At 51.8% G+C, this 13,569-nt stretch carries 7 protein-coding genes and 1 pseudogene; 6 read left to right on the forward strand and 2 right to left on the reverse strand.

Features of this window, described 5'->3' with window-relative positions:
- Window positions 1-20: 20 nt before the first annotated feature.
- Window positions 21-1,346: a Gfo/Idh/MocA family protein gene (locus GBK04_RS09205; RefSeq protein ID WP_152758864.1), complete on the reverse strand. Its 1,326-nt coding sequence runs from the start codon at window positions 1,344-1,346 to the stop codon at window positions 21-23.
- Between the two features lie 67 nt (window positions 1,347-1,413).
- Entirely contained in the window at window positions 1,414-4,158 is a 2,745-nt protein-coding gene (locus GBK04_RS09210) for a DUF1553 domain-containing protein (protein ID WP_152758866.1), read from the reverse strand.
- Window positions 4,159-5,081: 923 nt separating this feature from the next.
- Here GBK04_RS09210 and GBK04_RS09215 point away from each other — a divergent pair.
- From GBK04_RS09215 to GBK04_RS09240, 6 genes and pseudogenes are all read left to right on the forward strand, one after another.
- Window positions 5,082-8,209: pseudogene (locus tag GBK04_RS09215) on the forward strand (SusC/RagA family TonB-linked outer membrane protein).
- A gap of 67 nt (window positions 8,210-8,276) precedes the next feature.
- A complete protein-coding gene (locus GBK04_RS09220; protein WP_152758868.1) occupies window positions 8,277-9,752 on the forward strand; it encodes a SusD/RagB family nutrient-binding outer membrane lipoprotein in 1,476 nt (491 codons plus the stop codon).
- 39 nt (window positions 9,753-9,791) lie between these two features.
- Entirely contained in the window at window positions 9,792-10,190 is a 399-nt protein-coding gene (locus tag GBK04_RS09225) for a hypothetical protein (protein ID WP_373330851.1), read from the forward strand.
- A 303-nt stretch (window positions 10,191-10,493) separates the two neighbouring features.
- Entirely contained in the window at window positions 10,494-11,693 is a 1,200-nt protein-coding gene (locus GBK04_RS09230; protein WP_152758870.1) for a pyridoxal phosphate-dependent aminotransferase, read from the forward strand.
- A 110-nt stretch (window positions 11,694-11,803) separates the two neighbouring features.
- Complete coding sequence (locus GBK04_RS09235) at window positions 11,804-12,904, forward strand: AEC family transporter (protein ID WP_152758872.1); 1,101 nt, start codon at window positions 11,804-11,806, stop codon at window positions 12,902-12,904.
- 37 nt (window positions 12,905-12,941) lie between these two features.
- A complete protein-coding gene (locus tag GBK04_RS09240; protein ID WP_152758874.1) occupies window positions 12,942-13,514 on the forward strand; it encodes a hypothetical protein in 573 nt (190 codons plus the stop codon).
- Window positions 13,515-13,569 lie beyond the last annotated feature (55 nt).

Raw genomic sequence — 13,569 nt, forward strand, 5'->3', positions numbered from 1 at the left:
CGGGCGGGCTGATGCTTAGCCTAGATTTTAATGCCCCAGGTATCGTTCATAGAACGACCCAGCAAGGCGTTTGCTTCGCTGTCATTTTTAAAACTTTCTTTCTTGGGATTCCATTGCAAAGGGCGTTTCAATTGGTAGGCAATATTGCCAATGTTGCATACAGTGGCCGTGCGGTGGCCAATCTCCACATCACAGATCGGCTTGCTACGGTTCCGCATGGCATCCAGAAAATCCTTGTAATGGTTTTCACTTTTGTAGACATGCTTCTCCGTTTCACCAATCACTTTGTCTTTTAAAGACGCCGGCGTGGTCTCCAGTTTTTTACGCTGTACCTTCAGATCTCCCTCGGTACCTATAAAATGAATCGCATTGTTCCAGTCCCACTTCTCGTGAGTCATCGTAATGCCATTGTCGTAGCGGTAGGTCAGGAAAGGATGCTCTTTGCCATCGGGAGCGATTACTTCTACCGGACCACTGTCGTCCATATCCAGCGACCACTGTACGATGTCGAACATGTGCGCTCCCCAATCAGTCACCATGCCGCCACCAAACTCTTTATAAAGTCGCCAATTGGGAAATACGTCCTTGGTGATGGGCGGCGCGAGTTCGGAGTTGAAGTTAACCGGCGCATTGGGGCCGAGCCAGGCAGTCCAATCGAGCCCGGCGGGAATAGGCTCGGCGGGTAAGGTGTAAGGTACGGGCGGCGGGCCCACGTTCACTTTGATGTGCTTAATATCCCCGATGTAGCCATTGCGGATCAGCTCCGCCGTTTGGCGGAACTCCGGCCACGAGCGCTGCATGCTACCCGTCTGGAAAACGCGTTTATGTTTACGCGCCGCGTCGACCATAGCCCTACCCTCGCGCACGGTGAGTGCCAGTGGTTTTTCACAATAAATATCCTTTCCGGCCTCAGCCGCCCGAACGGCCGCAGCGGCATGCCAGTGGTCGGGCAGCGCAATCACCACCGCATCCACATCCTTACGGGCCAGCAACTCCCGGAAATCGTTATAAACCGGGATATCAGAATAGCTCCCAGCCTCGGTATTTTTTTCATAGTGTGTCTTGATCCGGTCCAGTGTCAGCTGGGCTTTGTCTTTATAGACTTCACTTAGGGCCACAATGCGGGCCTCACCGGTGGATAGAAAGGAATTCGTGAGCCCCCGCCCCTGTTTACCGGTACCGATGAAACCCAATGAAATCATATCACTAGGTGCGAGGTACCTTGAACCATCGGTGCGCTTTCCGCCCAGGACAAACCGCGGTATGATCATGAAACCGGCCGCTGCGGCAGTAGCTTTTCCAACAAAGCCCCGGCGGGAAATCGCATTCTTGTTTTCTTCGTTCATTGTCATACTCTGTTAAGGGAAAGGAAGATAATGGATTTAAGATTCTGGGATTTTCCGGATGCTAAAACTACTCTTTAGTCACTACCTCATCCAGATTCAACAGCACATTGGCCGATACGGTCAGAGCCGCCAGTTCGGGAGACTTGCGCTTGCCGTAAGTCAGGAGGCTATCTATTTCGTTGGGTTTGGACTGGAATTCCTTCAGAGCTTTCTGGTACACATTCAACAGCACACCCAGGCTTTGCTGCTGCATGGGTTTGTAGGTCAGTTTATGGTACCCTACCTGTAGCTGCTGCGCAGGGGTTTTTCCTTTCTGTTTCATGTATACGGCCAGCCGCTGAGCCGTTTCCAGATAAACCGGATCATTCAAAGTGACCAGCGCTTGCAGGGGAGTGTTGGTACGGATGCGCCGCGACTGGCAAAACTCCCGGCTCGGCGCATCGAAGGTTGTCATGGAGGGGTAGGGTGCGGTGCGTTTCCAGTACGTATACAATCCGCGCCGGTAGCGGTCCTCGCCTTCACTCAGTTTCCACGATTCGCCATTATAAGGCGAAAGCCAAATTCCCGACGGCTGCGGTGGCATTACCCCCGGACCGTACATTTTGTGCGAAAGAAGACCACAAACGGCTAATGCCTGGTCGCGGACCTGCTCGGCACTCAGCCGAACGCGCGGACCGCGGGCGAGCCAATTGTTATAAGGATCCTTTTCCAACTTCTTTTTGTCCGTCTCCGAACTCTGGCGGTAGGTAGCCGACAGCACCATTTTCTTCAGGAGCTGCTTGGTACTCCACCCGTAGTCTTCCATATACGCAACGGCCAGCCAGTCGAGCAGCTGGCGGTGAGTAGGTTCGCTGCCCTGCGAGCCGAAATCTTCCTCAGTTTCCACGATACCCAACCCAAACAACTGCGCCCACAGACGGTTCACCATGACCCGGGCCGTGAGGGGGTTGTCGCGACTGGCAATCCAACGGGCCAGGCCAAGGCGGTTGGCGGGGGTACCCTTGGGCAGTTTGCCAAAGGAAGCCGGAATGCCAGGTTTGACTTCTTTGCCATGCACCAGCCAGTTGCCCCGCTCAAATACATGGGTTTTCCGGGCCAGATTATCTTTTCCCTCCCAAAGAACGGGGGTACTTTCGGCGCGACCTTTCAATACCTGTACATACTCCCTCACAACGTCGGGATACTCCGGCTCATCCTGTCCGGGCAGGGCTTTTTGAAAAGCGACCCATTTGATTTGTACGAATTTTTCCGGATTCTTTGGGCTGTCAAAAGCCATATAAAGGGAATGGGTACCCTTGATAGCTGGTAACGAAATTATCAGGATTGTATCCCGTTTGGGAATCGGAGTCTTATGCAGTAACTCGCCGCCCAATGAGTCCAGATGCAAGGACATCACGGCCCCTTCCGCTCCCGTCGAAACAGCCATCAGCATCCATTCCTTCCCGGTGAGAGGTACCGACTTGATCCGGGCCGAACCCTGATCCTGTCCGCCGTAGTACTTGGCGTCCAACAGAGATGATTTGACGTATTCGTCAAAATCGTGTGAATTGATTTTAGGCTCCATGACCCGCACAAACTGCGCCACATCCTTAGCCTGCCCGGGAGCACGTTGACTCACCCAGGTCTTCAACCGCTCCACGCGGGCTGAATCTTCCCCTTTGTAAATGCGCAAGGTCGGCGTATCGCTCGTGACGTCCTCATCGCGGGTATTATTGAAGTACGCCATGTACTTATAGTAGTCGTCGTGGGGAATCGGGTCGTAGGGATGGCTGTGGCACTGCACGCAGCTGAAAGTAGTGCCCTGCCAAACCTCCCAGGTGGTGTTCACACGGTCGATCTGGGCGGCTACTCTGAACTCCTCGTCCACGGTACCTCCCTCATCGTTGTTCATGGTGTTGCGGTGAAAACCCGTGGCAATCAGCTGCTCGTCCGTTGGAATCCCCGTTTTGGGGTCTTTCAGCAAATCACCGGCCAACTGCTCCACCGTGAACTGGTTGAAGGGCTTGTCGTCATTGAACGCCTTGATCACGTAGTCGCGGTAACGCCAGATACTCCGGCCGGGATCACGCTCGTAGCCTTTGGTATCGGCATAGCGGGCCAGGTCCATCCACATAGCCGTCCAGCGTTCGCCATAAGCAGGGGATTTCAGAAGCCGATCCACCACTTTTTCGTAAGCATCCGGCGACTTATCCCGGATATACGCCTGCGCCTCCTGCTCGGTAGGTGGCAAACCCGTCAGGTCCAGGCTCACGCGGCGGATCAGCGTGGCCCGGTCGGCTTCCGGTGCAGGAGACAGTTTTTTCTCTTTGAGTTTTTTGAGCACAAAATGATCGATCTCATTCCTGGGCCACTGCATGTCTGCCTTGTTGCCCAGGCCCAATTTGGCCCACAGACCACCCACCGAAGGTACCTCGGGACGTTCGACCCGCTCGTAAGACCAGTGATTGCCCCACTTCGCTCCCTGGTTGATCCACTTTTTCAAGGTACCTACCTCTTCGTCGGTCAGGCCGGGTCCTTTACGGGGCATGCGTTCGTCGGGATCCTTGCTCAGGATGCGCCGGATCATTTCACTGCCGTCGGCATCGCCACGTACGACGGGACGCTTACCCGATTTGCCGGGTTCCAGCATTTCATTTTCGAACAGAAAACTGACATTGCCTGCCTTCTTGACGCCTCCGTGGCAGGCCATGCAGTTTTTGTTCAGGATAGGCTTGACGTCTTCATTGTAGTCAACTTCCTTTTCAAAAAGCCCCAGCCACGACGACAGCAGCACAACGGCCCCTATTCCCACTACACTGTATATGGCTTTCATATTCCTGTTTTTCGATCTGATTCCTTGATTGATGACTGCTAAGCCTTTGAAAGATACCGGTTTTTTCACCCGGCCGATTCCTAGCAGTAAAGTAGTATTCCGTTTTTATTTAACGTGACAATCCCCTAAATCATTCGGATTTTTTCAAAAAGCTCCTTAGTACCCAGCCATCGATACTCCTAGCAGTATTCAGCTAGTATCACTATACCCGCTTATTTTATCACTTTTTCTTTTGTTGTGTATATATCACATTATCAGACGATTCAAAGTAATTATGTCCCTTACTAATTATTTTTCAGGTATAGTTTCTTTTCTTTCAAATATTATTTGATAAGTACAATTTAATTTGGCGAAACATAGTTAAAACATACTATATCAATCTGTTTAGTTAAAATTTTATTAAAAAATATTTGGCGTATTATTGTTTTGGCAATACATTTGATCTGTTGTTTTAGAAACGACCTACTTCCAAGCAAGTGAGCAGTACTTCCAGCCGCACTCGAAGTATTGCCGGGAAGCGAGATGAATAGGTTGGGATCGACCCGTGAACCCCTATCCGGTTCATGTGAAAGGTACCCCTTATATTTCTTACTTCCGTGTACAACCGTTTATGGCTTTTTCAAGAGCCGGTAATTTCATTTTACCGCCAATGGAAATCTTTGTTGTCACTTTTTTATAAAACACCGGAGGAATGCGCGCAAATCGCCTGAGAAAAACATTCCGACCTCGCTACTAAACCTCCCTGAAATTATGGCTGTGGGGTTCACTCGCAAGTGTGTGCGGCCCACGAGCAAGTGATCAGCCACAGCCATAATTTCACTTTTTCCGGATTAACCAATCCAAATCATTTTTTAACCTAAAACGTAAAATCGCAGATGAGGAAAACTGTACTAGCAATCCTATTGGGCTGTATATGTTCGACGATGAGCCTGGCGCAGGTCCGTCAGTTGAGCGGCAAGATCACGGCCGTCGAGGACGGCGCCGGTTTGCCGGGAGCCTCGTTAATCTACAAAGGAACCAACATTGGGGCCAATGCCGACGCGGATGGCAATTTCAAGATGACTGTACCCGACGATGGTACGCTAGTCGTGTCGTTTGTAGGGTTTCTTACACAAGAACTTCCCATCGGCAACAAAACTACCTTCGATATCAAGCTCACCGCCGACACCCGGCAACTTGCCGAGGTCGTCGTTACGGCTTTCGGTATCGAGCGTGAGAAAAAAGCCCTGGGTTATAGCGTTCAGGAGGTAAAAGGCAGCAGCCTGACCGAATCGCGCTCTACGAACGTTGCCAACGCCTTGTCGGGAAAGGTAGCCGGTGTTCGCATTCAATCCAACGGCGGCCCCGGCAGCGGCTCTACCATTCAGATTCGGGTTCCTCTTCTATTTCGGGAAACAACCAACCGCTGATTGTCATCGACGGGGTACCCATGGATCAAAATGCCAGCAAGCAGTTTGGCGGCGGGATTTCGGAAATGAATCCTGACAACATCAAGGAGATGTCGGTACTGAAAGGCCCCAATGCCGCTGCCCTCTACGGGTCGCGCGCCGCTAACGGGGTAATCCTGATCACGACCAAGAATGGCCAGGGTACCAAAGGCCTGGGCATTGATTTCAATTCCAACGTGACTTTCGAGCGCCCCTGGATCAAGCCTGATTTCCAGAATACCTACGGCGGAGGCAATGGTTACCGTACCTGGTACAGCGACGGCTGGAGCGGCTCGATCACCGACCCCACCGAGATTCAGCAGTACCGCGCCGTATATGATTCAAAGTACCCCCTGGCGGGTTCGGCCGGAACGGACGAAAGCTGGGGTGCCCCCATGGACGGACGCCTCGTGCGGCAGTGGTGGACAGGTACCGATGTAGCTCCGCTCACGCCACAGCCCAACAACTGGGATGAGTACTGGAACACCGGTTCGACGGTCAATAATAGCCTGGCTCTTTCGGGTGGCAACGACAAGGGTTTTTTCCGCCTGGCGCTAGGCCGCGTGGATCAGAAGGGCATCATGTATTACAATGATTACCACCGGAATAACGTCCGCATCAATTCGGGGTACAACCTAGCCAAAAACCTGAACATCACGATGTCGGGTGAATATGTCAATACGGGTGCAAGAAACCGCAGCTATACCTCGGGTCAGCAATTTATCTGGTCGCACAGGAGCGTTTCGTGGGCGCAGTTGCGTGATTATGAGCAATATCAGGATGTACACATCCAGCGGGCGGTAGCTGGACAAACACCAGATAACGATCCTCCCAACTGGCAGCATACGTTTTTTACTAATCCCTATTATACAGAAAAAAATCTGCCGAATGGAAATACCAAAGATCGTCTGTTGGGCAACATTGCACTTAATTACAAGATATTGCCTTCGCTGAGTCTGATGGTACGCTCGGGAACGGATTTGTGGACGGACACCCAAATCAACGTAGCGAACTTTGAACGTACCCGCAATGGCAACACAACGCCCGGCGCGTATAGTGAAACCGTGACCCGCAGTCAGGAAACCAATCACGATTTTATTTTTACCTTCAATAAGGACATTACGCCCGACTTCACCACCACGGTGCAGTTTGGTGGCATCGACCGCATCAACTACTACAAGCGCAACTACTTCAACGTCGGCGCGCTGGTAGTGGATGGAATCTATAATGCGGGCAACTCCGTTCCCAGCCGCAACACCATTGAAAGCTCGATTCGTAAATCAGAAGTACAGAGCCTTTTCGCTGCGGCCAACTTCGGCTGGCGCGACATGGTATTCCTGGATTTGACGGCCCGCAATGACTGGTCGAGCACGCTCCCGAGCAGCGCCCGCTCTTACTTCTATCCTTCGGCCTCTGTAAGTGCCGTGGTCACCGACCTGCTGAATGTGCAAAGCGACGTGTTGACCTTTGCTAAGGTACGGGCCAGTTTGGCCCAGGTAGGAAACGACGCCGATCCTTACCAGCTGGCTCAGACCTTCATTTCCAGCGGATCGTGGAATGGCTCATTGCCCAAATTTGCCGAGAGCGTTTCGATCGCTAACTCTTCCCTGAAACCTGAGATCACGACGGGTCTCGAATTTGGGGCCGATTTGCGCTTCTTCCGTGGCAAGGTAGGTTTGGATGCCACCTATTATGAGCAAACCACCCGCAATCAGATTCTGGGAGTAGAGATTTCGAAGGCTAGTGGCTACGACCGCCGTATTCTGAACGCCGGAGAAATCACCAACAAGGGGATAGAGCTAACTATTTCGGGAACTCCCATCAAACTGGACAATGGTTTCTCGTGGGATGTGTCGCTCAACTATGCCCGCAACCGCAACAAGGTAGTGTCGCTCGCCGAAGGACTGACGACTTACATCCTGGCTTCGCAGCGGGGCATGACCTCGGAAGCCCGGGTAGGCCAGCCCTATGGTACTCTTTACGGGGTAGCCTTTGAGAGATCACCGGATGGGGAAATCGTCTACGGCGACAATGGATTACCCCTGCGCCAGGCTACCCAGCAGATTATCGGCAATATTCAGCCCAAGTTCACAGGTGGTATGCTGAATACTTTCAACTTCAAAGGCTTTACGCTTACAGCTCTGCTGGATGTACGGATGGGAGGTGATGTCTACGATGAAGGTACAGGTACAGGTCGCTGGACCGGTCAATACGCCGAAACAGCCCTGGGTCGCGAAGAAGGAGTGATTGGCAAGGGTGTACGTAAAATTACTTCCGCGGACGGCTCCGTGAGCTACGTACCCAACGACATCATCGTGACGGCCAATCAGATGTATGGCTACAATAACCCCCGCAACTACCATGAGGCGGCTATCTTCGACGCCAGCTACGTGAAATTACGTGAACTGTCGCTGGGTTATAACATCCCGGTATCACTGGTGAAAAAGTTGCATCTTCAATCAGCTAAGTTGTCGCTGGTAGGACGTAACGTGTGGATGATTTTCAAGAACACACCCCACGTGGACCCAGAATTCGACTCCAAGGGTGGAAATGCCCAGGGCTTTGGTTACGGTGAGCTACCCAGCTCGCGCAGTCTGGGCATGAACCTGTCGCTATCGTTCTAAAAAAGCCATTGGCTGGTAGCTATCAGCTAATGGCTTCATTTTAACCTACTCTCTCAAAACTTACGATATGAAATCATATATCAATCCTAAGTACTTCGCTTCCCTGATGCTGGCCGGCGCTCTGTCAGTGACCAGCTGCACCAAGGACTTCGACGAAATCAATACCAACCCCAACAGCCCCACTACCATCGGGGCACAGTACCTGCTTCCAACCGGCATCGAGTCGGCGGTAGATCGCTACTGGGGACACCGTACCCGCTTCGAGCGCATCAACATCGACGCCGCCGAGCTGTATGTACAGCATTTTACGCGTAATATTTACTCCAATGAGGGCGATAACTACGAAGTGTCACCGGCGCTGGTAGCCAACAACTGGAAGGGGCTGTACAACGATGCCCTGCTCAATTTCCAGCGCATCATCATCCAGGCGGGTCCATCAGGAATCAGTCCCAATGCCAATTACGAAGGCGTAGCCTTGGTAATGCGTTCCTGGGTATTCTCCCTGTTGACCGACATGTACGGAGCCATCCCTTATTCGGAAGCAATTGCCGGCACAAGTGAGAATCCGGTCTACAAGCCCAAGTATGATTCCATGGAGCAAGTCTACGCCGGCCTCCTGAATGACCTGAAAATGGCCAATGAGAAACTGACCGTGGGCGGCCCGGCGATATCCGGCGATATCCTCTACAGCGGCGATATTCTGAAATGGAAGAAGTTTGCCAACTCGCTTCGCTTACGCCTCGCCAACCGGCAGGCAGCCAAGAAACCAGCCGAGTCCAAGGCGATCATGGCAGAGATTCTGGCCGATGCATCCAAGTACCCCATCTTTACCAGCAACGCCGACAATGCCTCCCTGAAATGTACTACGGTACTGCCCAGCAACAACGAATGGAACCAGGTGATGGTGCAGGATGGACGGACCGACTGGAATATCAGCTCGACGCTGGCCGATAAAATGAATGCCCTCGGCGATACCCGCATCACCGTATACGCCAATCCCAATAAGGATGGTAAGTACCAGGGACACCCCAACGGTCTGCCCGACGCCATTGCCACCGGCTACCTGTCTACCAGCTCGACCATTGGCAGTTATTTTCTCAAAGCCGACGCACCCGAGGTGATCATGACATTCGCCGAACTGAATCTGATTCTGGCCGAAGCCGCTTTCGATGGCGATATCACCGGCGACGCCACATCATACTTTGAGAAAGGTATCACGGCTTCGTTTGCCCAATACGGCCTGACCGTCCCCGCTAGTTATTTTACCACTGTTGGAGCCATTTCAAAAGCCAAGATCATGGAGCAGAAGTGGATCGCCCTGTTTGGCCAAGGCATCGAAGCCTGGACCGAAAAACGTCGCACCGGCCTGCCGGTTTTCCCAGCTGCCGATAGCCGCGCAATATTTGTGAACGACGGCGTGATGCCTACCCGCTTTACCTACCCTAACTCGGAGTATTCGCTGAATCAGGAAAGCGTGGAAGCCGGGGTAAAGCTCAACGGTAGCGCCAACGACATGAAGACCAAACTCTGGTGGGCCGAGTGACCCATCTGAATTATTTCATATCTAATAGCTCATTACATCATGAAAAAATCATTTTCCTATATTCTTGTCGTGCTGGTAGCCGTCTCGTTTGCTTCCTGCAAAGTAGAAGATCCTTTCGTGGACCGGGTTGTGGCCCCCGTATTAGTTGATATCGTAGGAGCCGCTTTCGGTGCCCCCATCTCCGCCGAGCCCACGGTGTCCTACCCTACTACGGGTAGTGTTACACTCACAGCCCGCCTGCTGGAACTTGATAAGACCAACATCCTGGATCATACCAAAGGAATCGATTCCATTCCAGTGGCCAACATTCCGATGAAAATCACCCTCCGCAGCGGTGCTTCCCTGGGCGAGGTCACCTCCAATGCCCAGGGTGTCGTGAGTCTGGAAAAAACCTGGGCCGAGCTGGGGTACCTACCCCAAAGGCAGGGGCCGTGGTAAAAATATCCTGGTCGGGCAGCTATAAGGGGATTGCTTTCACACGCCTTTCACAAGTTCAGGCCAAATAGTCGGCTCCAGATTCCAGTGCGTCGGGCTCACATCAGACCTGACGCACTATTAAATTTTCACTACCCGAATTGTAATTAGTACAGTATAAATTATACTATTTTGCAAAACATTAACTATACGCAATAAAATACTAATAGTCACTGCTTTACATTGTATAAATTATTGAGTACTTTCGCTTTCACAAAACTCTTCCCGTACCTGCTTTCTTCAAAACATATCAACCTTTCTACTCCCATGTCACAAAAACTAGACCGTCGCAATCTATTAAAATCAGGCCTTCTCACGCTGGGTGGAATGGCCGTAGCTCCTCATTTAAGGGCAGGGGCATTCGCCAATGCGCCTCTTACGCTGGACCGTTCCAACCGCATTTACCGCAGTCCTTTACTCCGCGAGCACTTCCTGCCCGGTCAGACCCTGGAGAATCAGGATACTTCGAAAATGATTGCCAAACTCAACGCCAACGAAAACCCCTACGGCCCCCCGGCTCCCGCCATGCAGGCCGTTAAGGATTCGGTGAATGGTGGCAATCGCTATGCCTGGAAAGAATTGTATGATCTGATCGGTAAAATTGCCAAAAAAGAAGGCGTTACTCCCGATCATATCATGATGGGTCCCGGCTCGTCAGACCTTCTGGAAAAAGTGGCTATCGTCCTGTTTAAAGATGGTGGAAATGTAGTATCGGCTGACCCATCCTATATGTCGCTGATGAACGTGGCCAAGTCAGTGGGGGGTACCTGGAAAGCCGTTCCCTGCAACGACGACTGGACGCACAATCTGAAAGCCATGGAAGCCGCCGTGGACAAGGATACCAAACTGGTGTACATCTGTAATCCCAACAACCCCGTGGCGATGATCACGCCGGGTAAGGAACTGCTGGACTTCTGTTCACGCGTGTCGGAGAAGGTACCCATCTTCATTGATGAGGCGTACATCGAACTTGCCGTAGGAGCCGACACCGAAAGCATGATATCCCTGCTGCAACAAAAGAAAAACGTCATCATCGCCCGCACGTTCTCCAAAATCATGGGCATGGCGGGTCTGCGTATCGGCTACATTGCCGCGCTACCTACTTTCCTCGATCAGATTCAGGATATTACGCGGGGCGGTATGGGCATCGCCTACACATCCATCGCCGCTGCTTCGGCTGCCATGGACGATAAGGACTTTCAGGATAATACCCGCAAACTGAACCACGAAGCGAAGCAGTACCTGTACAGCAGTCTGGACAAAATGGGCTATAAGTACATCCCTTCCTACACCAATTTCGTGATGTTCCCCATCAGTATGAATGGCAAGGAATACCTGAGCAAGATGGGAGCCAAAGGAGTAATGGTACGCTCGTTCGACATGCGGGACAAGACCTGGTGCCGGGTGAGTATCGGCACAATGGACGAAATGAAAATGTTTGTAAGCGCGCTACAGGATTTAACCTAAACTAAATAATTTAATTCAGACCGCCCTCCGATCCGTTTGGCTCGACGATCCAACGCGTCGGGGGGCTCGTTATTTGCCCGACCGCCATCCAAATCATTCTTTCCATTACCATGAGCGAGGCACTACAGAAGACCATTACTCTAATTTTACTCATTGCTCTGGGGTTGATCCTGCGGGGTAAGTTCAAGAACAAAGAACAGCTGAACGGTATCAAGGAAGTGATTCTGTCGGTAGCGTTACCTGCGACTATTTTCATCGCCATGATGAAAATACACGTGGAAGCCTCTCTGTTTTTCATACCCATTGCGGCACTGGCTTTCAATTTTTTCATTTACTATTTTTCACCACTGGCCTTTAACTTTTTCGGGGTAGAGAAGGATAGCTCAACCGGACGGACACTCACGATGCTGCTTCCGTCGTTGGCTCCCGGCCTATCCGCTTTCCCGTTCATTGCCGAATTCCTGGGTGAACAGGGCCTGGCCAAAGCAGCCATGGCCGATGTGGGCAACAAGTTTTTTGTACTCATATTCCTGTACATCATCGCCATGAATATGTTTCTGAAAAACAGCATCAACGAAGAAACCAACATGGGCGAGAAGATCAAAGGCCTGCTGCTGAGCCTGGTCAAGGAACCCATCAATATTCTGCTTGTGCTGGCCATCGTGTTGTTGAGCCTGGGAGTGAGCTATAAGACACTACCCCCGGTCGTAGCTGACCTGTTCGACAAGACCAGCGCCATGATGACCCCCCTGGTTCTGATTTTCATCGGCTTGGCCGTGCAGCTCAAGGAAGGCCGCAAGCGACTGGTTATGTCTATGCTGGTGTTTCGGGCGGGCATCTCCCTCTTTTTCAGCGCGGCGTTGATTGCTTTATTCAACCTTAACGATACCACCCTCATTCTGCTAGCAGTAGTTGTACCCCTGAGTTCGGCGAGTTTTTGGCCCTTTGCTCACATTTCGGTTTTCAATCTCCGCGAGGAAGCTAAGGGTATGTCGAAGGAAAGAAGAACTTTTGATGTGGAGTTGGCCGTATTGATTCTGGCTTTTTCATTGCCTTTTTCAACCATTCTCATCTTAGGTATTTTATCGACAGGCTCTCTGTTTACCCACCTTCCTACCATCCTGATCGCCGCTTCGGTCCTGACCGGCCTAGGCGTCATTCCTACCCTGGTGGCAAAATCAGTTTTTAAGGGAGCTCCTTCGGAAGCATAAGAGGTACCTGGTAAGTGACGTTCCTAACCCTTATTTTGTGAACAGACTTTTCATTCTACTATTTGCAGTCGCCCTCAATCAGAGCGCCCGGGCCCAAACCGAAGGCCCGAACGTCACGGTTGATTCTCCTGTACACCGCAATCAGCATCACATTCCCGAAGACGCCTCTGTGATGATGGCTGATGGCAAGTCGAGGAAAGTTTCGGAGGTGGCTCCAGGCGATCCCGTCAAGTGTATCAAGGCGGGCGTAGTAGCTACCACCCATATTCGCCAGGTAAATCACCTCAAACGATCCCGACGCTGGCTCACCGCCCTGTATTTGCGGCCCGTAGAAAAGAAAAACGTGAATAGGACCGTGTGGCCCATGGTACCCGCCGTGCTTCTTGAAGCCGCACCTACCCTTTCTGTGACTACCCACTCAGGCACCAAAACCATCAGTCAATTAAGGAAGGGCGATGTGCTGTACCGATACGAACCTGCCACTCAGCAAGTAAGCGCCTGGGAAGTGGGTATTGTGAAGCGCAAATCCCGCCGGGCCGAATCGCTCTATGCACTGGTTACGGAAAACGGAGCCTTCCTGTTCGAAAATATGGTGGCGATTGAACAGTAAATCAACAAACCGACCCGCGGGTAGGACGGGTCACATGTGTTTGTAAGAAAGGCTC

The organism is Salmonirosea aquatica, assembly GCF_009296315.1.
Classification (GTDB): Bacteria; Bacteroidota; Bacteroidia; order Cytophagales; family Spirosomataceae; genus Salmonirosea; species Salmonirosea aquatica.